The 22,001-nt window shown below is 60.3% G+C and carries 18 protein-coding genes and 1 other RNA gene; 8 read left to right on the plus strand and 11 right to left on the minus strand.

Going from position 1 to position 22,001, the window contains the following annotated elements:
• Positions 1-10: 10 nt before the first annotated feature.
• Entirely contained in the window at positions 11-1,804 is a 1,794-nt protein-coding gene (locus FHT84_RS05510; RefSeq protein ID WP_183761346.1) for an acetolactate synthase 3 large subunit, read from the minus strand.
• A 327-nt stretch (positions 1,805-2,131) separates the two neighbouring features.
• Here FHT84_RS05510 and FHT84_RS05515 point away from each other — a divergent pair, with 327 nt between their 5' ends.
• The gene (locus FHT84_RS05515) at positions 2,132-4,162 is read left to right on the plus strand and encodes a DUF87 domain-containing protein (protein WP_113249336.1); all 2,031 of its coding nucleotides are present in this window, start codon (positions 2,132-2,134) and stop codon (positions 4,160-4,162) included.
• A 10-nt stretch (positions 4,163-4,172) separates the two neighbouring features.
• Here FHT84_RS05515 and miaA read toward each other — a convergent pair whose 3' ends face one another.
• A complete protein-coding gene (miaA, locus tag FHT84_RS05520) occupies positions 4,173-5,069 on the minus strand; it encodes a tRNA (adenosine(37)-N6)-dimethylallyltransferase MiaA (RefSeq protein WP_113249337.1) in 897 nt (298 codons plus the stop codon).
• On the opposite strand from miaA, the gene serB reads away from it, so the two are divergent.
• Positions 5,068-5,958 carry a phosphoserine phosphatase SerB gene (serB, locus tag FHT84_RS05525; RefSeq protein ID WP_113249338.1) on the plus strand — a complete coding sequence of 297 codons (891 nt, stop codon included), beginning with the start codon at positions 5,068-5,070 and terminating at the stop codon, positions 5,956-5,958. The genes miaA and serB overlap by 2 nt on opposite strands.
• A gap of 31 nt (positions 5,959-5,989) precedes the next feature.
• Positions 5,990-6,571, plus strand: a complete 582-nt coding sequence (locus FHT84_RS05530) for a GNAT family N-acetyltransferase (RefSeq protein ID WP_113249339.1) — start codon at positions 5,990-5,992, stop codon at positions 6,569-6,571.
• A 4-nt stretch (positions 6,572-6,575) separates the two neighbouring features.
• Here FHT84_RS05530 and FHT84_RS05535 read toward each other — a convergent pair whose 3' ends face one another.
• From FHT84_RS05535 to FHT84_RS05560, 6 genes are all read right to left on the minus strand, one after another.
• Complete coding sequence (locus tag FHT84_RS05535; protein ID WP_113249340.1) at positions 6,576-8,300, minus strand: DegQ family serine endoprotease; 1,725 nt, start codon at positions 8,298-8,300, stop codon at positions 6,576-6,578.
• Positions 8,301-8,491: 191 nt separating this feature from the next.
• Positions 8,492-9,430 carry a protease modulator HflC gene (locus FHT84_RS05540; RefSeq protein ID WP_113249341.1) on the minus strand — a complete coding sequence of 313 codons (939 nt, stop codon included), beginning with the start codon at positions 9,428-9,430 and terminating at the stop codon, positions 8,492-8,494.
• Complete coding sequence (gene hflK / locus FHT84_RS05545; protein ID WP_113249342.1) at positions 9,430-10,554, minus strand: FtsH protease activity modulator HflK; 1,125 nt, start codon at positions 10,552-10,554, stop codon at positions 9,430-9,432. The genes FHT84_RS05540 and hflK overlap by 1 nt, the downstream gene beginning before the upstream one ends.
• 176 nt (positions 10,555-10,730) lie before the next feature.
• Complete coding sequence (locus tag FHT84_RS05550) at positions 10,731-11,249, minus strand: dihydrofolate reductase (protein ID WP_113249343.1); 519 nt, start codon at positions 11,247-11,249, stop codon at positions 10,731-10,733.
• A 116-nt stretch (positions 11,250-11,365) separates the two neighbouring features.
• On the minus strand, positions 11,366-12,202 hold the full coding sequence (locus tag FHT84_RS05555) for an NAD(P)-dependent oxidoreductase (RefSeq protein WP_113249344.1): 837 nt from the start codon (positions 12,200-12,202) through the stop codon (positions 11,366-11,368).
• Between the two features lie 101 nt (positions 12,203-12,303).
• Complete coding sequence (locus FHT84_RS05560; RefSeq protein WP_113249345.1) at positions 12,304-12,870, minus strand: XRE family transcriptional regulator; 567 nt, start codon at positions 12,868-12,870, stop codon at positions 12,304-12,306.
• Between the two features lie 199 nt (positions 12,871-13,069).
• On the opposite strand from FHT84_RS05560, the gene FHT84_RS05565 reads away from it, so the two are divergent.
• Positions 13,070-13,597: a GNAT family N-acetyltransferase gene (locus FHT84_RS05565; RefSeq protein WP_113249346.1), complete on the plus strand. Its 528-nt coding sequence runs from the start codon at positions 13,070-13,072 to the stop codon at positions 13,595-13,597.
• On the opposite strand, the gene thyA is transcribed toward FHT84_RS05565, so the two are convergent.
• On the minus strand, positions 13,594-14,514 hold the full coding sequence (gene thyA / locus FHT84_RS05570) for a thymidylate synthase (RefSeq protein ID WP_113249347.1): 921 nt from the start codon (positions 14,512-14,514) through the stop codon (positions 13,594-13,596). The two genes, FHT84_RS05565 and thyA, sit on opposite strands and share 4 nt — an antisense overlap.
• A 181-nt stretch (positions 14,515-14,695) precedes the next feature.
• On the opposite strand from thyA, the gene ssrA reads away from it, so the two are divergent.
• The 4 genes from ssrA (at position 14,696) to FHT84_RS05590 (ending at position 16,260) form a co-directional block, all read left to right on the plus strand.
• Positions 14,696-15,066: a transfer-messenger RNA gene (gene ssrA / locus FHT84_RS05575) on the plus strand.
• Positions 15,067-15,184: 118 nt separating this feature from the next.
• A complete protein-coding gene (locus FHT84_RS05580) occupies positions 15,185-15,697 on the plus strand; it encodes an SspB family protein (protein WP_113249348.1) in 513 nt (170 codons plus the stop codon).
• Positions 15,698-15,747: 50 nt separating this feature from the next.
• Positions 15,748-15,942, plus strand: coding sequence for a DUF4169 family protein (locus FHT84_RS05585; RefSeq protein ID WP_113249349.1), 195 nt, complete (start codon positions 15,748-15,750; stop codon positions 15,940-15,942).
• 105 nt (positions 15,943-16,047) lie between these two features.
• Entirely contained in the window at positions 16,048-16,260 is a 213-nt protein-coding gene (locus tag FHT84_RS05590) for a ribbon-helix-helix domain-containing protein (protein ID WP_112344058.1), read from the plus strand.
• A 174-nt stretch (positions 16,261-16,434) separates the two neighbouring features.
• Here the strand turns inward: FHT84_RS05590 and FHT84_RS05595 are convergent, their stop codons facing one another.
• Together FHT84_RS05595 and FHT84_RS05600 are read right to left on the minus strand one after the other, a co-directional pair.
• Complete coding sequence (locus tag FHT84_RS05595) at positions 16,435-20,172, minus strand: AsmA family protein (RefSeq protein WP_113249350.1); 3,738 nt, start codon at positions 20,170-20,172, stop codon at positions 16,435-16,437.
• Between the two features lie 247 nt (positions 20,173-20,419).
• Positions 20,420-21,832, minus strand: a complete 1,413-nt coding sequence (locus FHT84_RS05600; protein WP_113249351.1) for an FAD-linked oxidase C-terminal domain-containing protein — start codon at positions 21,830-21,832, stop codon at positions 20,420-20,422.
• Positions 21,833-22,001 lie beyond the last annotated feature (169 nt).

A 22,001-nucleotide genomic window follows, 5' to 3' on the forward strand; every position in this document is an offset into this window, starting at 1 on the left:
CAGCTATCGATCAAACCAGCTGGCGCCCCTTGGCGTCGATGGCATTGGCGACGGCCTCGTCGGTTGCTTCGTCCGGCAGCAGCATTTCGTTGTGCGCCTTGCCCGAGGGGATCATCGGGAAGCAGTTGGCGAGATTGGCGACGCGGCAATCGAAGATGACCGGCTTGTTGACGTCGATCATTTCCTGGATGGCGCCATCGAGCTCACCCGGCTTCTCGCAACGCAGGCCGACGGCACCATAGGCTTCCGCAAGCTTGACGAAATCAGGCATCGCTTCCGTGTAGGAATTGGACAGACGATTGCCATGCAGCAGCTGCTGCCACTGACGAACCATGCCCATGTACTGGTTGTTGAGGATGAAGATCTTGATCGGCGCATTGTGCTGGATCGCAGCCGACATTTCCTGAATGCACATCTGAATAGAAGCATCGCCGGCAATGTCGATGACCAGGCTCTCCGGATGGGCGATCTGCACGCCGAGCGCTGCCGGCAGGCCGTAGCCCATGGTTCCGAGACCACCCGAGGTCATCCAGCGGTTCGGCTGTTCGAAGCCGTAGAACTGCGCCGCCCACATCTGGTGCTGGCCGACTTCGGTGGTGATGTAGGTATCGCGATGCTTCGTCAGCTCATAGAGGCGCTGGATCGCATATTGCGGCATGATGACGTCGTCGCTCGCCTTGTAAGCAAAGGAATTGCGCGCGCGCCAGCGGGTGATGTCGGCCCACCAGTCGCCCAAACGCTCGGCAGCCGGCTTCTGCGGCAAGGCGCGCCACAGGCGAACCATGTCTTCCAGAACATTGCCGACATCGCCGAGGATGCCGACATCGACGCGGACATTCTTGTTGATCGAAGACGGATCGATGTCGATATGGATCTTCTTCGAATTCGGCGAGAAGGCATTCAGGCGGCCGGTAATGCGGTCGTCGAAGCGTGCACCGATGCAGACCATGACGTCGCAATCATGCATCGCCATGTTGGCCTCGTAGGAACCATGCATGCCGAGCATGCCGAGCCAGTTCTTGCCGGAAGCCGGATAGGCGCCGAGGCCCATCAGCGTCGACGTAATCGGGAAATCGGTCAGCTCGACCAATTCGCGCAGCAGCTTGGAGGCTTCCGGACCGGAATTGACGACGCCGCCGCCGGAATAGATGACCGGGCGACGGGCATTCTTCATCAGCTCGATCGCCTGCGTGATCTTGTTGAGATCGCCCTGGATCTTCGGCTGATAGCTCTTCTGGACATGATGGGCTTCCGGCGGCGTATAGGTGCCGGTCGCGAACTGAATGTCCTTCGGAATGTCGACGACGACGGGGCCTGGACGACCCGACTGGGCGATGCGGAAGGCTTCATGAATGACAGCAGCCAGCTCGTTGACGTCCTTGACCAGCCAGTTGTGCTTGGTGCAGGGCCGCGTGATGCCGACGGTATCGCATTCCTGGAAGGCGTCGGAGCCGATCAGAGTTGTCGGGACCTGGCCGCTGAGGCAGACAAGCGGGACGGAATCCATCAAGGCGTCCTGCAGCGGCGTGACCGCATTGGTCGCGCCCGGGCCGGAGGTAACCAGCATGACGCCGACCTTGCCGGTGGAGCGGGCATAGCCCTCGGCCGCATGGCCGGCGCCCTGCTCGTGGCGAACGAGGATGTGCTTGATGTCGTCCTGCTGGAAGATCTCGTCATAGATCGGAAGCACGGCACCGCCCGGATAACCGAAGATGTGTTCGACGCCGTTGTCCTTGAGCGCCTGCAACACGATCTCCGCGCCTGTCATTCGATTGCCGCTCGCCTGATTATCTGTGCCGGTCATACGTTTGTTCCGCTGTCTGCTGGAGGTTTGGAAGAATGAAATCTCGATTTCGGGCATAAAAAAAGGCCCCTTGGGGAGCCTGTCATCTAGCGCATGGGTGGCTGTCGCCGGATGGTTACACCATCCTGCCCATGCGCTTTCCCACCACGATAAGAACGATCGAGTTTTTCATGGGGCGAAGTGATAGACAGAAAATTTCGAAGCGTCAACGCGTGAAGCAATAAAAAATCGCGGTGTCGCCGAAACCCTTTAAATGCATGGATGACCGACAGGATTTTGTTAAGCCGCCATCTCTATGCTCCGGCATGGACTAGTTGGGGTAGCTGTTTGCTGAACAATGATCTGCAGACGTCCGGCAAAGCTGGAGATTTTGATCGTCGCGACAAGCTGAAGCCGGGAAATCGCTTCCTCGGCCGTGTAGTTGCGTGCAACGGCTCGAGAGCAACGATCGCCGCCGTCGCCGAGGCCGGTGGCACGGACCTTACCGAACTATGGTCGGTCGGTCGGCTGATTTCCATCAGTGTCGGAAAGAACCGCGTGGCCGCCCTCGTCTATTCGATGAACACGCAAAGCGTCGGCTGGGGCGAAGGACAGGACAATCTGTTCCGCATCGAGGTCGAACTTTTGGGCGAGGTCCATGTCGGGCCGGATGGCCGCGAGGAATTTTCGAGCGGCATCACCGCCTATCCTTATCTCGGCGCGATTGCGCATCGCATCCGTGCCGCCGATCTCATGCGCATCTTCGATGCCGGCAAGGGCAATAGCTGCGTCATCGGCAAGCTGACGCAGGATGAAAGCATCGACGCCGCCATCCATATTCCCTCCATGCTGTCGAAGCATTTCGCCGTCGTCGGCTCGACCGGCGTCGGCAAATCCACCGCCGTCTCGCTGTTGCTGCACAAGGCGATCAGCACCGATCCGAAACTGCGCGTACTGATCCTCGATCCGCATAATGAATTTGCCGCCGCCTTTCCGAAGCACGCCGTCGTCATCGACACCGATACGCTCGACCTGCCCTTCTGGCTGATGCGGCTGGAAGAATTCAGCGAAGTCGTCTTCCGCGGCCGACCGGCGATACCGGAGGAGCTCGATGCGCTGCGCGATCTTATTCCGGAAGCAAGACGCGCCTTCCGCGGCAGCGATTCAAGCCTGATGCGCCGCCAGACGGAAAAGTCTTCCGTGACGGCGGATACGCCGGTTCCCTACCGCATGGCCGATCTGCTGGCGCTGATCGACGAGCGCATCGGCCGGCTGGAGGGCCGGCAGGAAAAGCCGCATCTGCGCTCCCTGAAAATGCGCATCATCTCGGCGATCAACGATCCCCGCTATCACTTCATGTTCTCCAACAATACGATCACCGATACGATCATGGAGACCATCGCCAAGATCTTCCGCATTCCGGGCGACGGCAAGCCGATCTGCACGTTCCAGCTCGCCGGCATCCCCTCGGAAGTCATCAACTCCGTGGCGTCCGTCCTCTGCCGTATGGCGTTCGAGCTGGCGCTCTGGAGCGACGGTGCGATCCATATGCTGGTCGTCTGCGAGGAAGCGCATCGCTACATTCCCGCCGATCCGACGCTCGGCTTCTTCCCGACGCGCCAGGCCATCGCCCGCATCGCCAAGGAGGGCCGCAAATACGGCGTATCGCTCGGCATCATCACGCAGCGGCCGGGCGAACTCGATCAAACGATCCTGTCGCAGTGTTCGACGCTCTTCGCCATGCGTCTCGCCAATGATCGCGACCAGGAAATCATTCGCTCGGCCATCCCGAACTCCTCGATCTCGACAACGAGCTTTCTGTCATCGATCGGCAACGGTGAAGCTATCGCCTTCGGCGAGGCCATCGCAGTTCCGATGCGCATGCGCTTTTCCCAGGTCGAGCGGCATTTGCTGCCGAAAGCCAGCGGCAGCACGGCGAAGGTCAGCGAGGATTCGCCTGATACGGTCGATCTGCGCACGATCATCAGCCGCATGCGTTCGATTACAGGTCCAGATATCAGCGCCTTGCAACAGAACTACGGTGCCGCAGCGGATGCGGTAACCGAGAGCAGGAATGATTTCGACGATCTACCTATAGAGCAGACATCGCAACGTGTGGCGGAAGCCGATGCGCCATCGATCGAACCCTATCGCCCCGACATGCTGCCTCGCGCGGCCACCCCGCAGACAGCGCAGCCGCCGCAGACATCGATCGACAGCAGGCTTGCGGACCTGCGCCGCGAATTTCGCAGCGACGATACGGCCGCACGACCAGTGCCGCCGAGAGAACCCTTACCGTCGCTCAAGCGGGAACCCGGCCTTTCGCTGCGGGACAGCATACTGAAAAAGCCGCTGAGCAGCCTCTACGACAAGGATTGAGGCAGCAGGCTCACGGGCTCAGACGCTCCCAGCTCTCGTCCATCTGATTGCGAAACCAGGTCATCTGCCGCTTGGCATATTGCCGCGTTGCCGCTGCTCCGGTTTCGATGACCTCTTCCCGCGTCATCTCACCCTTCAGCATCGCGGCGATCTGCGATACCCCGATCGCCTTCATGACCGGCATCTCCGGCGACAGATCCAATGCCAGCAAAGCCCGCACCTCCTCCTCCGCCCCCATTGCCAGCATCGTCTCGAAGCGGCTGTTGATGCGCTGGTGCAGCAGCGCGCGCTCGGGCAGGACAACGATTTTCCGAGCACGATCTGGATCGATGACCATCGGCCCGGTCTTGCCCTGAAAGGCGGCAATCGAACGGCCCGTCGCCTCCCTCACCTCCAGGGCGCGGACAATGCGCTGGCCATCCTGCGGGTTGAGGGTTTCAGCAATAGCGCTATCACGTTCTGCAAGCTCGCCATACAGCGCCTCCGCCCCTTCCGCCAACAGCCGACTGCGAAGCCGGCTACGGATGTCAGGTGGAATCTCGGGCATGTCGGAGAGCCCGCCAGCCAGCGCTTTGAAATAGAGCCCGGTACCACCGACGAAGACAGGCAATCGCCCCTCGTCGCGCAGGCGCTCGACCAAGACGCCTGCCTCACGCAGCCAGGCGCCGGTCGAATAGGCCTGTCCCGCCGGCACATGACCGTAGAGATGATGCGGAATGCCTTCCATCTCGGCCTCCGAGGGTCGCGCAGTCAGCACGCGCAGGGTATCGTAGACCTGCATGCTGTCGGCATTGATGACGACGCCGCCATGCAAACGGGCCAATTCTACCGCCAGCGCGGACTTGCCGCTGGCGGTCGGCCCGGTTATCAGGATCGCGTCGATATCGCTCACAAGGTTTCTGCTCATGGCCCTCGTTGCCACGCTTATTGCCAATCCGTCAAACCCCGTTCTTGTTCCGGCCATCGCTGAACAGGCGGCTGATGCTGTCAAAGCGTCCGGGCTCTATTGGCTAGCCGATGGCATTGCCTGCGATATCGCGCTTCGCGACGGGACTGATATCGGGGCCGCAGAGGCCAATATATTGGCCGTGATCGGCAGCGAGCCGATCGATCTCGTGATTCAGGATGCCGACACCCGCCGCAAGAAGTTGCTGATTGCCGATATGGACTCCACCATGATCGGCCAGGAATGCATCGACGAGCTTGCCGCCGAAGTCGGCCTCAAGGAGAAAGTCGCAGACATTACGGCTCGCGCCATGAATGGCGAAATCGCCTTCGAGCCGGCGCTGCGCGAGCGCGTGGCGCTGCTGAAGGGATTGCCCATTTCCGTCGTCGACGATGTCATTGCCAAGCGCATCACGCTGACGCCTGGCGGCCCCGAACTCATCGCGACGATGAAGGCGAAGGGCTACTACACCGCCCTCGTCTCCGGCGGCTTCACCGTCTTTACCAGCCGCATCGGCACCACCCTCGGCTTCGACGAGAACCGCGCCAATATCCTGCTGGAAGAAAACGGCATCCTGACCGGGCTCGTCGAGGAACCGATCCTCGGCAAGCAAGCCAAGGTGGATGCGCTGAACGATATCGCCGGCAAGCTCGGCATTTCCACCGATGACGCGCTCGCCGTCGGCGACGGCGCAAATGACCTCGGCATGCTGCAGCTTGCCGGCTCCGGCGTCGCACTTCACGCCAAGCCGACGGTCTCGGCACAGGCCGGAATGCGCATCGACCATGGCGATCTCACCGCCCTCCTCTACATCCAGGGCTATCGCAAGACGGACTTCATCAAACCATAGAACGGCGCAATCGCCGGGATCGGGGCTTTGGATGATCATCACCGAAACCGACCGCCTCATCATCCGCAACTGGCGCGAGACGGATCGTGATCTGGCCTACGAGATCAATTCCGACGAAGCCGTCATGGAATTCTTTCCGTTCCGCCGCAATCGTGCGGAAGCCGACGCTTTCTTCGATCGCGTTCATGCGATGATTTCAGAAACCGGGTTTGGCCTCTATGCCCTTGAGCTCAAAGAAAGCGGAGAAGCGATCGGTTATTGCGGATTGATGCGGACAGATCATCTGGAACCCTTCGTGCCGGCGGGGACGATCGAGATCGGCTGGCGCCTAGTGGCACGGCAATGGGGCAAGGGATTCGTCAGCGAAGCGGCGCGAGCCCTGCTTGCCCACGGTTTTGACAGGCTCGGCCTGGACCAGATCGTCTCCTTTGCGGTGCACAACAATGTCAGGTCGACCGCTGTCATGGAACGCATCGGCATGCGTCGTGTCGAAGGCGGTGATTTCGATCATCCCAACGTGCCCGACACCCATCCCCGTCTGAAGCGGCATGTGCTCTACCGCCTGACGGCAGCCGAATGGCAGGCCCGGCAGGCAAAGCAAGCCGGGCGCTGACCCTCTACTCCAACGCAACGGCGATGAAGCGCAAGTCACCGTTCGGAGACGCAACCATCATCTGCGCATTGCGACGTCCCTCACGCTTCAGAGACGCCACCTTCTCCGAGGCGGCACTCGGCGTCTGGACGAATTCCTGCGCCACTTCCACGACGACGTCGCCGGGTTTCAGACCCTTGTCCGCCGCTGCCGAACCGGGCGCCACTTCAGTGATGACGACGCCATCGACGCTATCGGCGATGCCGAAGCTTTTGCGGTTCTCCGATGTCAGCGTCGCGAGCTTCATGCCCAGTATGTTCGAGGTCGCTTGTACCGGTGGCTGAGCCTGCGGCGATTGCTGCGGATCGGCGCCCTGGTCCTGCCCATCCATGCCGTCATCGCCACCCTCATCGCCCTCGTCGGGGTTGATGACGCCGCCATTATTGCCATTATCGTCGGGCGCAAGCTGCGGCTTCTTGGTCTTGTCGGTGCTGGCGGCTGCCGCCTGATCGCTGTCTTCCAGCCGGCCGAGGGTCACCTTGACAGTCTGTTCCTTGCCGTCACGGAAAATGACGACATCGACTTCCTTGCCGACGGGGCTTTCGGCGACGACGCGCGGCAAGTCGCGCATCTCTTCCACATCCTTGCCGTCAAATTTGAGGATGACATCGCCCGCCTTTATCGAGCCGTTATCGACAGGGCCACCCTTGATGATACCGGCCACGAGCGCGCCCTTGGCTCCGGCCAGCCCAAGACTGTTGGCGACATCATCCGTTACCGGCTGAATGCGTACGCCGAGCCAGCCGCGGCGCGTCTCGCCGAAATCCCGGAGCTGATTGACGACGCCCTCCGCCAGTTCCGACGGGACGGCAAAACCGATACCGATCGAGCCGCCGCTCGGGGAGATGATGGCGGTGTTGATGCCGATCACCTCGCCCTTCATGTTGAAGAGCGGGCCGCCGGAATTGCCCTTGTTGATCGCCGCATCCGTCTGGATGAAGTTGTCATAGGGACCGGCATTGATGTTGCGCCCGCGGGCCGAAACGATACCGACGGTCACGGATCCGCCGAGGCCGAAGGGATTGCCGATCGCCATCACCCAGTCGCCAATCCGCATCTTGGAGGAATCGCCGAACTTCACCGCCGTCAGCGGATGCTTCGGCTCGACCTTAAGCACGGAAAGATCGGTCTTCGTATCCGTGCCGATCAATTTTGCCTTCAGCTTGGTGCCGTTCGGGAAGATCGCCTCGATATCGTCGGCGCCTTCGATGACGTGATTGTTCGTGACGATGTAGCCGGAGGGATCGATGACGAAGCCGGAGCCAAGCGAGCTCACCTTGCGATTGCTGTTGTCGTCTTTCTTGTTGTTGAAGAAATCGTTGAAGTAATCCTGATACGGCGAGTTATCCGGCACCTTCGGCGTCGCCGGCCCATCGCCCTCGTCCTTCACCTTCTGCGATGTGGAAATATTGACGACGGCATCCAGCAATCCCGAAGCAAGATCGGCAACCGAAGCCGGTCCGGCATTCACTGCCGGGTTTATCGCGCCAGGGTTCAACGTAGCCGTCGGCGATGCGGCCGGAGGCGTCTGGTTGTTGGTGGCCGGCGCCTGGGCACCCGCCGTCGCACCGCTATTCTGCGTCTGCGCATAAGCCTGTTCGGTAACGCCCGCAACGGGGCCGGCAATCAGTGCGATGCTGGCCAGCAAGGCAAACGAACGGCTGAAAGGCAGGCGATTGGTCGAAGCCATCAGGCATCCTCATCAGGAAAGGGGAAATCTTGTATAAGCATCAACATAAGGCGGAATGATGAAGCGTGAAATCACCTTTTTGCGAAATCCCCGCACTCCGCGCCGACGATACGGCATGGTAAAGGCGATGCGATCCGCAATTAGGAAAAGGGCCGCCGTGAGGCAGCCCTTCCATTCCTTGATTTGACACCTTAATTCGCGGGCGACGTCGGATTGGCAAGCGCCGGCGCCCCGGAATTGGGCGTTGAACCCACGGGACTGTCGAAGTACTTGAAGAAGTCCGACTGGTTCGGCGGCAGGACAAGCGTCTTGCCGCCCGAAGCGAGCGCCTTGGTATAGGCGGCCATCGAGCGATAGAACTCGTAGAAGTTCGGATCGCGCTTCGAGGCATCGGCGAAGATGCCGTTTCGCTCGGCTTCGCCCTCACCGCGCAGCACTTCGGAATCCTTCTGCGCGTCCGCAACGATCTCGACGACCTGACGGTCCGCGATTGCACGGCGCTTCTGGCCTTCCTCGTTACCGCGAGCGCGGATCAGTTCGGCTTCAGCCAGACGCTCGGCCTTCATGCGGTCGTAGGTCTGCTGCGACACTTCCTGGGTCAGGTCGGTGCGGCGGATGCGGACGTCCTCGATGTTGAGACCGAGCGATTCGGCATCGCGATGCAGATCGTTGCGCACTTCCGTCATCATCGAGGCACGCTCGTCGGAAAGCGCCGCTTCAAAGCCGCGCAGACCGTAGACACGGCGCAGGGCAGCGTCGAGGCGGGTTCTGAGGCGCGATTCAGCCGCGTCGCGGTCGCCTGAAACGGTCTCGCGGAACTTGCGTGCATCCATGATCTTGTAGACGACGAAGGCATCGACTTCATAGAACTTGCCGCCAGAGACCTGGACGCGAATATTGTCCAGATCGAAGCGAAGCTCCTGCAGCTGCACATACTGGACCCGATCGGCATCCATGAAGGCGAAAGGCAGCTTGAAGTAGAGACCCGGTTCCGTCTTGACCTCGCGGATCTGCCCGAAGCGCAGGACGATCGCCTGTTCACGGGCATTGACCACGAACACCGACGAATAGATGAGCAGCAGCACTACCGCGAGGGCGATGAGAATGGCTGGCAAACGGCTGGACGTCATTATTTGGCCTCCGGCTGAGTTGCAGCGGCGGGCTTGCCCGCCGGCGTCGTAGACTGCTTGCCGATGTCATTCAGCGGCAGGTAAGGCACGACACCCTGCTTGTCGTCGATGATGATGCTGTTGGAATTGCCGATGACGGACTCCATGGTTTCGAGGAACAGACGCTTGCGGGTGACGTCCGGCGCCTTGACGTATTCGTCGTAGATCGAGATGAAGCGCTGCGCCTCACCCTGAGCTTCCTTCACGACACGGTCCTTATAGGCGGCTGCTTCTTCGCGGATTTGAGCCGCACGACCGCGCGCCTGACCGAGCCTCTGGTTGGCGTATTGGTTGGCCTCTTCCACCTGCTGGTCTTCATTCTGTTCGGCACGCTGCACTTCGTCGAAGGCGTCTGCCACTTCGCGCGGCGGCGAAACATCCTCGATCGGAATTGCGTTGATGGAGATGCCCGAACCATAGCGATCCATCGTATCCTGGATGATGCTCCTCACCTCGGTTGCGATTTCCTGACGCTTGTCACGATAGATGTCCTGGGCGGGACGGCGACCGACGACCTCGCGCATGGCGCTTTCGGCAACCTGCTGCAGCGTCTCGTCGGGGGTTTCGAGATGGAACAGATAGGATTGTGGATTGGTCACGGTATACAGAACCGAGAACTGCACGTTGACGATATTCTGATCGCCCGTCAGCATCAGGCCGGCTGTCGAGCCGGCGGTCGAGCGGCCGCCGATGTTGCGCTGCTGCTCGGTCACCTTTACGAATTCGATGCGGTCCATCGGCCAGATGTGGAAGTGCAGGCCGGGCATCGAGACTTCTTCGCGCGGCTTGCCGAACCGAAGTTCCACACCGCGCTCGTCCGGCTGCACGGTATAGATGCACTGGATCAGCCAGAAAACGGCGATCACCGCGATGATAATGAGGACGACCCCTGCATTGAAGCCACCTGGCACGAAACCTTTCAATCGGTCCTGACCGCGGCGAATGATATCCTCAAGGTCCGGAGGCCCTCCGTTGCCGCTTCCCCGCGGCCGGTTTGGTCCTTGCCCCCAAGGTCCCTGATTATTTCCGCCGCCACCGCCGCCCCATGGGCCGCCGCCGCCGCCATTCTGATTGCTCCAAGGCATCAAAACCTCTTTGTTTGTTGACTCCCGATATCACGCCGATCCCGCGGAATTCTTGGCTCGATATCCGCGGGTGGCAGCGATTGTTTCCCGTTATAGGTATCGAAGCACCTGCTTTCAACGAGACTTGAGGAAGTTCGTCGGATTCATTGGAAATATTTGCTTTCCGGGGGCAGCTTTTATGCTTTTCGCCTGAAATAGCGAACGAAACGTGTCGGATAAGTGTCCTTCTCGCCGGCCGGCACCGCAAGCTCACTTTCGGCTTGCCATATGGCGGGATCGATCGCTGGAAAGGACGTGTCGCCCTCTACATCCGCCTCGACATGGGTGATCAGCAGCCGATCTGCCAGACCGATTGCCTGCCGGTAGATTTCGCCGCCGCCGAGGATGCAGATTTCGTCGACATTGCTCTCGTTCGCCAGACGCGATGCAACAGAGATCGCTTCATCGAGCGAATGCGCCATCGTTATTCCCTCAGCTGAAAAGCCGGCGTCACGGCTGATGACGACATTCGGCCGGCCGGGCAAGGGCCTGCCGATCGACTGGAACGTCTTGCGGCCCATGATGACAGGCTTGCCGAGCGTCACTGCCTTGAAGCGCTTGAGATCGGATGACAAACGCCAGGGCATATCGCCTTCGCGCCCGATGATGCCGTTGCGCGATACGGCAACGACGATGGTCTTGATCGGCTTGGTCATGCGTCTTCCTCAGTCCTTGTCACCGACACCAATCGAGTCGGCGCAGCGATTTTACATCAGGATGGCGGCCATGGGAGATGGAAGACGCCTCGCAGCTCCGCATCGCCCCAATTGCATCACCCCTCATTATTGAGCTTGTCGAGCTGGCCGGCCAGCAGACCGCCTTCTTCCCGATCTCTAGCCATCTTTCGATAGAGCCCGGCCATGCCCCTGAATATCAGGGCTGCGGGATCGTCCTCGCCGAGAAAATCGGAAATCTCCTCCATCTCGGCAACCCAGCGATAGGCTTTGGGATACATGTCCGGAATGCCGTGGACGAACTTCGCATCGAGATCCGGCAGGCTTTCCTGAAGCTCGCGTTTCAGGGCCGCATCGGCGTCGGAACGTATTGCGGCAAGCAACATGGCCGTGCCGAGGCCCGTCACGCCCTTGTTGATGCCGGCATAACACATCTTCAATGCCGAGGCCGCACCGAGGGGTCCGTCGATGCGACGCACCTGAAGTCCATGCTCAACAAGCACGCCGCTGTCGTTGGCGGCGTCGCCGCTGACATAAAGCTTCGGCCCCTTCTGGCCCGGCTTCGGCGGACCGCCAATGATAGAGCCGTCGAGAACCGCGCCGCAGTCGCTGCCAAAGATCGATGCGACCTCGGCCATGGTCTTCGGCGAGATCGCGTTGCAGTCCATGAATGTGGTCTTGCTTCCGCTCCGCCGAAGCTCGCCGGCAATTTGCCAGGCGACGGCCACTGCCTCAGCAGGCGGAACGATAGAAAGAATGAGAGAGGAAGCAGCGGCTGCGGCCAGATCGACCGGCTCCATGCCGGCTGCTTTCGCCCGCTCGATGGTCGAAGCCGAACGACCCTCGAGATAGGTGACCACCCTCGCCCCATTCTCGACCAAACGCCGGCCAATGGCACTCCCCATCGCCCCGGCTCCGATGACTGCGATCTGCAAGGTCGATCTCCTTCTCCGCATAGGAAGGCGGCAGCATATCGCCTATCGCTCGACCGGACGAGCGCAATGCCGCGCGGTAACGCCAAGTTTAACGCCACGTGTCATGCGTTGCGCAGCACGAGGACGGCATAGGTGCAAGGCTCTCCGCTTTCGTTCTTGAAGACGCAATCCGTCGGCGGGCCGAGCTCGAGGCAATCGCCTGCGGACATCGAGTGCCTCGCATCTCCTTCGATAAACGTCAGCCGCCCCTCCAATACCCAGATGAGCTGCCGCATGAAGGCGTAGGCCGATGCCGGCATCGGAACTTCCGCTCCCGCAGGCAATTCGATGCGCACGAGATCCAGCGGCAGGTCCGATTTCGGCGAGACGTGCCGCCGCTCGTAACCCGTCTGCGGATCGACCCAGACGGGCTGTTCTTCCTTCCGGAGAAAGCGGCCCTGCTGCATCTCGGCGCGCGCCATCAAGGTCGACATGCTCAAGCTGAAGGCGCCGGAGAGCTTGCCGAGCAGCGCCGCCGTCGGGCTGCTCTCGCCACGCTCGATCTTGTGGATCATGGCCCGGGAAACGGCCGAGCGCTCCGCCAGCTCCGTCAACGACCAGCCGCGGCTTTCTCGTTCAATGCGAATCCGCGCGCCTATGCGCCTGTCCATATCATCAAGTTGAGGCATGCGTTTTACTATAGTGGACTTTCATGAGAGTGACAATCGACACATGTCGTCGGAAAACTTGGATTTATGGATATCTTAGTCTGTTCTCCGATGCAGTTGTGTACCAACATAGTAGACAGTTGCCGAAATCAGTGTATGACAGCATGAAAACAAACGAAGCGGCCATTCAATTTGATGGATGGTGTCTACGGAGCCGCCGATGCAAATTCGCGACGCGAAAGATGAAGATCTCGCCGGGATCACCGCAATCTACAATGACGCCGTCGCCAACACGGCGGCGATCTGGAACGAGACGCTTGTCGATATCGCCAACCGCAGGCAATGGCTGCAGGATCGGCACAAGCTCGGCTATCCGGTCATCGTTGCGACCGACGATCACGGCGACGTCATCGGCTATGCCTCGTTCGGCGACTGGCGCGCCTTCGACGGCTATCGGCATACGGTCGAACACTCCGTCTATGTCCGCAACGATCAATATCGCGGCGGCATCGGCAAGGCGCTGATGATCGAGCTGATCGAGCGCGCCCGGGTGATCGGCAAGCATGCAATGATCGCAGGCATCGAGGCCGGCAACGAAGCTTCGATCCGATTGCATGAAAAGCTCGGCTTCCGGCAAGTCGGCCTTCTTCCGCAGGTCGGCACGAAGTTCGGGCGGTGGCTGGATCTTGCCTTCCTGCAACTGCTCCTCGATCAGCGCAGCGATCCGGACGCCAAGCCGACAGCCTAAACCGCCACTTCGGCCGCGATCGCCGCGTGCGGCTCATATCCGAGAACCTCGAAATCCTCGATGCGATAATCATCGATGCTGTCCGGATGGCGCAGCAGGCGCAAGGTTGGAAACGGTTTGGGCTCCCGGCTGAGCTGCTCCCTGATGGCATCCAGATGGTTGAGATAGAGGTGGACGTCACCACCAGACCAGACCAGCTCGCCCATATCCATATCGACCTGCTGCGCGACCATGGCGAGCAAAACCGCCTGTTGGCAAATATTGAATGGATTGCCGAGGAACAGATCGCATGAGCGCTGAAAGACCATCAGGCTGAGGCGCGGGCGCTTGCCCCCTTCGGCCGAGATATTCGATACGTGAAATTGATAAACCATATGGCAGGGAGGCAGCGCCATATCGGCCAGCTCGCCGACATTCCAGGCATGAAAAATCATACGCCGGCTGCCGGGATTGGTTTTCAGATCGCGGATGACCGATGCGAGTTGGTCATGCATCCGGCCCTCCGCATCACGCCATTGCCGCCACTGCTTGCCGTAAACCGGGCCAAGGTCGCCCCATTGGAGTGCGAAAGCTTCGTCCTCGAGAATCCGCTTCTCGAAAGCGAGCTGATCGATATCCTCGCCCGTTGCCTTGCGATATTTCGCCAGCGGCCAGTCGGTCCAGATCCGCACGTTCTCTTTCAGGAGATTGCGGATATTGGTGTCGCCGGTCAGAAACCAGAGCATCTCCTTGACGGCCAGTTTCCAATAGACGCGCTTCGTCGTGAAGATCGGGATCTGCCCCTTCGAAAGGTCGAAGCGCATCATCGCACCGAGGCCGCTCAAGGTGCCGACGCCCGTGCGGTCGATCCGGCGATCACCATGCTCGAGCAGGTGCTCCATCAGGTCGAGATATTGATACTCCGGGTGACGAGCCATCTTCCGCTCCGAAATCGCTTGAATTTCCGGCCGTAACAGCGGTCGAACGGCCGCCTGCCGATTCCTTTTTCGCGATTTTAATGACAAGCCGCTGAGAAACCAACCGCGGCCAAGCGTAATTCAGGCAAATCTCTGAGCCTCGCGGACAAACCGATGTTTCCGCGACGTAATTATGACAATTGCCCTTCCCTTCGGCTGCGGAAAACACTATATCAGCCTTGCCGGTCTTCGGGCCGGCTATGGCGATAAATGAGCGGTGTAATAAACCTATTGGACCCGGGGGCGGTACCCGGCGCCTCCACCAAAAACCGGCCGGCAGGACTGGCGTCAGACCGGCTTTTGATGGGGGCGAAACAGGATCGACAAGGGTGTAAAGATCGACTTTTCGCTCGGCATTGTACCGCCGTTATCGGGCTAAAATTGTAGTTGCAAACGACAACTATGCGGAAGCTCGTCTCGCTGCTTAATCGCGGTGTGACACTTCAAATAAAGTCCTAAGGGGTCGCACTCTTAGGCGGGGTTCGAAGGCACCTGGCAACAGAAGCCTTCACCTTCTTCTCCAGTGCTATATTATAGGTCGACAGGCGGTGACTCGCGCATAGGGCTTTTCCGGCGGCGTTCAGCGTGGCATAAGCCTATAAAAAACATGGCCAACGAAAGACAGGAAAGCATGGGGCAGGATCATATCCGCTACGACATTTTGGCACAGGACGCCTTGCGTGGAGTCATCCGCAAGGTGTTGACCGAGGTCGGCGCCACGGGTCGCCTGCCCGGTGACCATCATTTCTTCATCACCTTTCTGACGGGCGCTCCGGGCGTACGCATCTCGCAGCACCTGAAAGCGAAGTATCCCGAGCAGATGACCATCGTCATCCAACATCAGTTCTGGGATCTGAAGATCACGGAAAGCCAGTTCGAGATCGGCCTTTCCTTCTCCGACGTTCCGGAAAAGCTGGTCATCCCTTTCAACGCCATCCGCGGCTTCTACGACCCCTCGGTAAATTTCGAGCTGGAGTTCGACGTGCCGCTGGCCGACGAGGAAGAGGATACCTCCTCCAGCGAGATTACGGCCTATCCGGTGCCGGTCGAGGGAGAGGAAGTTCCGGTGGCTGCGGCCAAGGAAGGTGAGGAAAAGAAACCGGGATCGGTCGTCTCTCTCGACGCGTTCCGCAAGAAGCAGTAGGCCCAACCGGGGAGGCATTCGCCTCCCCTTCGCATATCACGGGGGGATCGATGAGCGCCGAAATCGTCAATCTGCGTCAGTTTCGCAAGAAGCAAGCCCGTTCGGTCAAGGAAAAGCAGGCGGAGCAGAACCGCGTCACCTTCGGGCGGACCAAGGCAGAAAAGAGCCTGACGAAAGCACTCAACGAGAAGAACGTAAAGACGCACGAAGCGGGCCGAATCGAGACGACGGAGAGTGAAGACTAGTTTTGGTCTCGAGATAAAAAACTTCAGAAATCAGTTGCTTACTTCCGCATTTTGAATCACTTTCAGACATTATCCCGCCATTTCCGATTTTTGATCGATCCGCCGATGATCCGTAAACATTCCGCGACGCTGCATGGCCATCGCACAAGCTTTTCCCTGGAAGATGCCTTCTGGACAGAACTGAAGGCCATTGCCAATGCGCGCGGCACCTCGCTGGCGGCACTGATCTCCGAGATCGACGACGGCCGCGAGGCCGGCAGCAACCTCTCCTCCGCACTCCGCCTCTATGTCCTCAAATGGCTCAAGGATCGCAAGTAGAGCAATTTCAGGAAAAGTGCATAGCGGTTGTTCCCGTCCGGGATTGCATGGAGCAAATAGGGCAGTTGGCGATCCCGCGAAGTGCTGAACTGCTCTGGCGAATTTTGGCAGGCGCCGGAAGGACGCAGACGCTTCGAAGGCTGGGCAATCCCGCCTTGCCCGCAAAGGCATATGCTATTGCGCAACCCCCGGCAATTCATTGAAATTCAACGGCGCATTCGTTTGCGGCGCTTGGCCGTTGAGTGCCGGCGCGCGCTGCGTTTCGGCCCTTGCCCGCGCTTCGGCGGCTGCTCTGGCCTTGGCTTCCTCTTCCGCCTGCTGCTTGGCCCTTGCCTCTTCCTGTGCTTGCTTTTGGGCGGCAGCTTGCCGCGCCAGATCGCGCAGGCGATTTTCCTCGGCACGGCGCTGCTGTTCGATGGCGGCATCACGCTGACGTTGAGCTTCGCGCGCGACGGCCGTAAATTTATAGAGCGCCACCTCGCGCCGGAGCCGCTGCTTCTCTAGCACGTTGGCCTGCAGGCGTTCGACACGCCGGCGCTCGCGCTCGAAGGCGCGCACCGACAGGAAGCTGGTGACGTCGGTCACATCCATCGTTCGTCCCGGTGCCGTAAGCGGCCCGGCAAAATCGAGACGCAAGGCCGGCTCGGCGCCACTCTGCGCCTCGGTCCCGGCATTGAAATCGATGCCGAGGGATCCGCGCATGCGCTCGTCCGGCAGGCTCATTTCCGCGTTGCCGGAGAGCTTTGCGACGTCATTGCCGGTTGCAATATTCGTCGCGCGCACCACGCCCGCGGAAATATTGAAGGGTATGCCCGTGGCCGGAAGCACGGCTTCGCCATTGTTGAGCAGCGTCTGCACGATCGGCAGCACCTTGGTGGCAGTAATATCGCCCTGGATCTGATCTGTCGCCGAAAGCAGGGGCGACAGGATACCGAGATTGAGACCGCGCACATGTGTTTCGCCAAGCTTGAGTTCTCCCGAGCCGCTGGCATTGGCCGCAAGCTCGGCAACGCTCCTTCCGCTCGCCTCGGCATTCACGGCGAAGCCGAAACGACCACTGGCGAGCGGTGCACCATCGCGCTGCCAGGCGACGGCCGCCAGATCGCCATCGGCAAGACTGAGCTTGGTCTGCAGCAAGCCCGTGCCGTCGGAATTGGCAAGCATGATGCTGCCGCTCAGCGTTCCCCCGTTCCATCCGCCGGTCAGATCGCTAAGCCGCAATTCCTCGCCCTTGTATGAGGCATTGGCGGTAAAATTCGAGACAGGCCCGAATATGCCGGGCCAAACCTGCTTGGCTGAAAGCTTGACGCCGATGTCGAGCCCGGTGAAGGCCGGCAGGCCAAGCTTGTCCTTGACAAGGCCACCCGTCTTCGTGTCTTCAATCGGTCCGTAGATCGCCTCGGCCAGCCAGCCGAAATCCGCCTTGTCGAGCGAGAATTCGCCCGATGCCCTGATGTTCGGCGCCTTGCGGTCGACGGTGAGCGCGCCCGACACGGTATTGTCGGCAAGCACCCCCTTCATGTCCGAGAATACGATCTTGTCCGGGCTCAGCGCGGCATTGGCCTGGAATTTCACCGGCAAGCCCGCGCCGGTCTGGGGGATGCCTATGCCGTTCATCACGAAATAGGGATCGAGATCGGCGCTTTCGAGCGACAGCGCGATATTCCCGTTGAGAAAGGTGTCGGGACGCACGTCGACCTTGCCGTTCGCGGTGAACGAGGTCTTGTCCGTGGCAAAGGTCAATGCCGCATCAGCCGGATCGGTGCCGTTGGCGGAGACTTTCAGCGTCAAGCGGCCATTGGCATCGGCTTCGACCGGCAGCGGATCAAGGCCGGCCTGGCCGAAGAGGATGGAGGTGATGGAATTTTCCAGCGTCCCCTCGAGCGTCGTCGTGCCCTTGCCCGCGAAGGCCGAGAGATCGGACATACGATAATCAAAATTGACGCGGCTGCCATTGGAAACGCCGGCCAGCGTCACCGTCAAAGCGCTGTCCTGGTCGCCGCCAAGCGTAACCGCTCCGCGAAGGGCTGTATTTCCATACCAGGCAGCATTGCGCACCAATCGATCCATGACGGGATGATGGGGCAGATGCTGGCGCAGCATTTCGAAGAATGGACCGGGATCGGCGGCCTTGAAGGTGATTTCACCCGAGCCCCTATAGTGCGAAGGCTCGCCGTCGGCGCGGCCGGTGGCGGTGATTTCAGCGCCGGCGACATTGCGCACTGAAAGCTTATCGAGCGTCAGCGCGCCGCCAGCGATGGAAAACGACGTATCGACTTTATCGGCCGGCACACCGAAGGCCGTGAACTTCGCGGCCTGCAGATGCGCAGTGATCTGGTGACCGAACAGGGTCTCGTCGCTGTCTTGGCCGGTGAAAAGCCCGGTCAGCGCCCGCAATGCGTCGAGATCGAGTGCATCGCCGGCAAGATCGACGGCAAGTCTCGGCGGGTCCTTGTCATTCGGAGCCTGGCGGTCGAGCCGACCCTTGAGGGTTGCCGAACCGACGGCGATCTCCAAATTCTCGAAACGTTGCTCTTCGTGCCGCAGGCTGACATCGGCAGAAAAACCGGCCTGACGCAGCTGACGGATCGACGGGTCCACCGAGCCCACCAGCCAGGAGGCCAGCCCGGAAGGCTGGTTGGAGGCGACCACCAGGTTTCCGATGAAATTCGGCTCGCCCTGCAGCATCAGGTTGCCCTGCGCCTCGACCTGCGTGCGCCCCGGCAGCGTGCCGATCGCATGGTCGATCTTCCATCCCGTTCCCGCTGGCTCGAGATCGAGCTGCACGTCGCGGATCGTCGTATCGCCGGCTACGATCGCCGGCAGCCGGAAGGTCGCTTTGCCCGGCACCTGCGGTACCGGGACTTCGGCAGCGATCGCGATCAGGCTGTTCAGCCGCTGACGCGCGGAGACGGTCGGATTCCGGTTCGTCTTGCCGTTGACGCCTTTGTTGTTGCCGAGCCGATTGACGTCGATCTGCTGACCATCGGCGGTCAACAGAAACTCCGGCTTGGAGCCGGTATCCAGGGTCGCCTCGCCAGTGACCACATAGGGATCGTTGTCGGCGCCGACTTCGAGGCGATATTCCGAAACGCGAATGCGATCATTCGTCAGTTCGAACCGCCCCTTGAAGCGGGGCTGCGCCTTCTGATCGGCGGAATTCTGGGCCTGCTTGTCGCTGACGTCAGCCGTGAAGGAACCCATATAGTCCGGCTTGCTGTTGACGAGCTTCAGCTCGCCGTCGAGATCGACATTCAGGGGATGGCGGTCGGGCATCAGTCGCGTGCGCACACGCAGGACGCCATTGTCATCGGGCTGGCTGCTGGAAACGGTGAAGTTGCCATGCTCGCCATCCAGCGCCGCATCGCCTTCCATACGCCAAGGCCCCGCCAGCGACTTCGCCGACATTTGAGCATTCAGGCCGGTGACATGCCGGGTACGGCCCGTCTGCTCGTCAATGAAGAGGATATCGCCCTCTTCCACATGGACGCTTTCGAGCACCACCGATTTAGCCGGAATCTCAGGCCGGCTGCCGCGCATCCAGTCGAGCGTCCCATCCTTCAACAGGCGCAGCCGTACATTCGGCTTCGATACGCGCATATCGAAGATCAACGCTTCACCGGAAAGGAAAGGGGCAAGCTCGGCGTCCATCGAGAATTCGGCGATCTGCACCAGCGGCGTGCCATCGGCCTCCTGGCCGACGCGGACATCGTGCAGCGTTACCGACGGAAACGGCAGAAGGCGGGCATCGACGGTGCCGTGAACGGTCACCTTCTTGCCGATGATGCGGCTCGCCTGATCCTCGAAATTCTTGCGAAAATCGGTCCAGTCTATGAAGAGCGGAGCGAGCAGCGCCACGAATAGCACCACCACGAGCAATCCACCCAGAAAAACCAGGACCTTACCTAACAATGCGCACTGTCTCCAATCTTCATTCCCAACCCATGCCAAACCCGACGTCAGAGCGCATTCGCGACATAGGCTGGAACAAGCACAGTTCTACCCGATCCCTGCCTGTGAAAGCAGCCCTTTTTAAGAGGGATGCCACCCCATCTAGCGCATGCATGCAGCTTTTCATGACAAAAACCGGAAAAGAGCGGCTGCAGCCTAGCGTCATTCGCATGCGTGGCAAGCCAAGATCATGAAAATATTCCGTCTTTCAGTGCCCGCGGAATATCTTTCCGGGATTGAAGATGGCATGCGGATCAAGCGACTCCTTGACCTGGCGCATCAGATCGACGGCATTGCCGAGTTCCTGTTCGAGGAATGCCATCTTGCCCTGCCCTATCCCATGCTCGCCCGTGCAGGTGCCGTCCATGGCCAGCGCCCGCGCGTTCAGGCGCGCGACGAACTCCTCGACAACCGCGATCCCTTCCGGGGTCTTGTCGTCGAACAGCACGAGCACGTGGAAATTGCCGTCGCCGGCATGGCCCACGATCGGCGCCAGCAGGCCATGCGCATCGATATCGGCCTGGGTTTCCGCGACACATTCGGCCAAACGCGAGATCGGCACGCAGACATCCGTCGACAAGGCAGCCAGCTCCGGTGCCAACGCCCGGCAGGCCCAATAGGCATCGTGGCGGGCCTTCCAGAGCTTGTTGCGCTCCTCCGCATTGCTGGTCCAAAGGAATTCGCCGCCACCGCATTCGGCTGCGATCTCGGCAAACTGCTCCGATTGCAGCGCGACGGTCTCATCCGTGCCGTGAAATTCAAGGAAGAGTGTCGGCTTCTCGTCATAGGTCAGGCCGGAATAACGGTTGCAGGCCCGCATCTGCATGGCATCGAGCAGCTCTATGCGCGCGACGGGTACGCCCATCTGGATCGTCATGATGACGGCATCGCATGCCGCCTTGACATCCGGAAAGGCGCAGGCGCCGCCGGCGATCTTCTGGGGAATGCCCTGCAGGCGCAGGGTGATCGACGTCAGCACGCCGAGCGTGCCTTCCGCTCCGACGAAGAGCCGCGTCAGATCGTAGCCGGCGGATGATTTCCTGGCGCGGCGGGCGGTGCGGATTTCCTCACCGCTGGCGGTCACCACGGTCAAGGACAGCACATTGTCCTTCATCGTGCCGTAGCGCACGGCATTGGTACCCGATGCGCGCGTCGATGCCATGCCGCCGATCGAGGCATTGGCGCCGGGGTCGATCGGGAAGAACAGGCCGGTGTCGCGCAGATAGGTATTGAGCTGTTCGCGCGTCACGCCGGGCTCGACCGTGCAATCCAAATCTTCGGCATTGACTTCAAGGATGCGGTTCATGCGGCTGAAATCGATGGAAATCCCGCCCTGCGGCGCATTGACCTGCCCTTCCAGCGAAGAGCCGGTACCGAACGGGACGACCGGAACCTTGTGTTCGGCACATGCCTTGACGACGGTCTGCACGTCTTCGCTCGTCTCGGGAAAAACCACACCATCCGGGAGCTGCGATGGGATATAGGTTGTGGTGTGAGCGTGCTGGGCGCGAAAACTTTCGCCGGTCTGGAAACGCTCGCCGAAGGCCTGCTTCAGAATACCGAGAACGGCGGATATGCCAGCCTCGTTGCGTGTTCCCGCCTTTGCATCAGCCAAAACCATAGTCCGAATCTCCCGTCGCAGTCATAAAAGGCGTTAACCTCTTATTGGTTCTATGGGGCATTTGGGGCGAGGCTGTCCAGTCATGAAAGTAAACGATTCGTGACGCACGGGTTCGGCGGCAAACAAGCATCGCAATAGCAATTGCTTATTTTTTAATCACGCCTGATCC

Source organism: Rhizobium sp. BK289, assembly GCF_014193575.1.
Lineage (GTDB): Bacteria > Pseudomonadota > Alphaproteobacteria > Rhizobiales > Rhizobiaceae > Rhizobium > Rhizobium tropici_C.